This window comes from Allocoprococcus comes, from assembly GCF_013300725.1.
GTDB classification, from domain to species: Bacteria; Bacillota; Clostridia; order Lachnospirales; family Lachnospiraceae; genus Allocoprococcus; species Allocoprococcus comes_A.
The window spans coordinates 1-1,615 of sequence record NZ_JAAIMM010000076.1 but is presented as its reverse complement, the minus strand read 5'-3'; the positions used below and the strand labels follow the sequence as shown (position 1 = coordinate 1,615).

Genomic DNA, 1,615 nt, shown 5'->3' with positions numbered 1-1,615 from the left:
CTTTTATCGTTCCGGCTGGCTCTTTGCTTTTTTCTCTTTTCCAGATGCTTTTTCATCCTTGGTTTCCGGTGTTTTTACAGGGTCTCCGATTGCAAACTCATCGGTTACATACTCCTGTTCCTTTGCACCAAAATTGCGTTCGATATGGTTTCGGATACTGTAGGAAGCCTGACGGACATCATTTAAAAAGTCTCTCAGTTCCTGTGGGTCTTTCTTTCCACATTCATTCCGCTGTGCAATATAATCCAGATTGAATCCGGTAACATCCACACCATAACGTTTCGCAATCACATAGGCCGCACAATATGCCTGTGCGCTGACTTTCTGTCGGCTGTAAGTTCCGGTATGCTGATCCATCGCTGCACACGCCAGTTCTCTGTTCAGTGCATGGAATGTCGTTACTTCACTCATTCCGTTGCGGATATAGATGGTACGATATCTTGGATTGTACTGGGCCTGCACTTTGTCTGGCAGATCATCCTCAATCTGCACACGTACCGACTGGTCTTTTAAGACAGTTCCTATCAGTTCTGTCAGACTTCGCTGAGGGCGTTCTTCCAATGGCTTTCCAGACATCTGACTGATGTCAAATCCTTTTCCAATCGTATACCCTCTCCGCATTTCTCCGTCTTTTTCGTATTCAGTGGAAATCATATAAGTAATGCCATGTTCCCCTGCTTTTACCGAACGGTGTTCTTCTCTCCAGCGTTCATAAGACCTTACCACCTTAAAATCTGGATGCTGTCCGTAAATCAAAAGCAGATTCGGTGTTCTCTGGGTATTACACTCTGCCATAAAGTCCAGAAAGCCTTTCAGTTTTTCTCCATCCTGAAAAACTCCCTGTGCCTGTGAATCTACTTCAGCCCATACCTCTTCTCTTTCCTGCTGTTTTTTGGCTGCATATTCTTCTTTCGTCAATTTCTGTTCAGGAACCTGCTGTTCTTCCGTTCCCCCTGAAATCATATCTGTTAAATCCATATACATTACCTGCCTTTCGTTTTCATATTCTTACGTTTCTTCCGGCTCTCTCTGGCATTTTTCCGTCTGTCCGGCCTCTTACGTTTCTCTTCCTGTTCCTTGCGGATATCTCCGAGTTCTTTCCGCACAGATGGTTTTTCATTCTTTTCTTTCCAGCTAATTTCCCGATCGGAAGAAGTATTTCTGTTGCGCGAGAAAGGTTCGGATGGATTCTTTTCTTCCCCCTCCTGCGCCTGTGTAAAATTTCCTTCCGGGAAAGCCTCATCCCCGATCTGGAACATTTCTTCCGCATCGTCCAGTTCAAATTCTATCTTGCCTTCCGGCAGGACAACGGTCTCTGTCCGTACATTCTCCCCGGTTTCTTTTTCCATCTGGTTCTCTGCCTTTTCCGGTGCATTCTCTTTTTCCACTGCTTCTGTAACCATAGAGCCTGATTCTGCTTTTACAAAATCCAGATTCATCCGGTCTAATACCCGGTTCATCTTTGCTGCATCATCTGCAAATACCATGACCTCTGTCTGATCCGGATTCACCTTATCTTTGATGACAACATATAAGATACCTCTCGCTTTGGCTTCTTTTGCAAACTCTTTCAGTCTGTCACCCGGTACTGTAAAAAATTTCATCGGACGCTGTT

The 1,615-nt window shown here is 44.8% G+C and carries 2 protein-coding genes; both read right to left on the bottom strand.

Annotation, left to right across the window (positions count from 1 at the left end; translation table 11 throughout):
* Positions 1-3 precede the first annotated feature (3 nt).
* A complete protein-coding gene (locus G4407_RS16020) occupies positions 4-978 on the bottom strand; it encodes an ArdC family protein (protein ID WP_173689672.1) in 975 nt (324 codons plus the stop codon).
* A 5-nt stretch (positions 979-983) separates the two neighbouring features.
* The coding region (locus G4407_RS16015; protein ID WP_173689671.1) for a DUF3801 domain-containing protein at positions 984-1,615 on the bottom strand (632 nt) is incomplete at its 5' end.

Excerpts from the sequence above, each read along its gene's own strand:
- G4407_RS16020 (WP_173689672.1), bottom strand. The coding sequence starts at position 978 with ATGGATTTAACAGATATGATTTCAGGGGGAACGGAAGAACAGCAGGTT.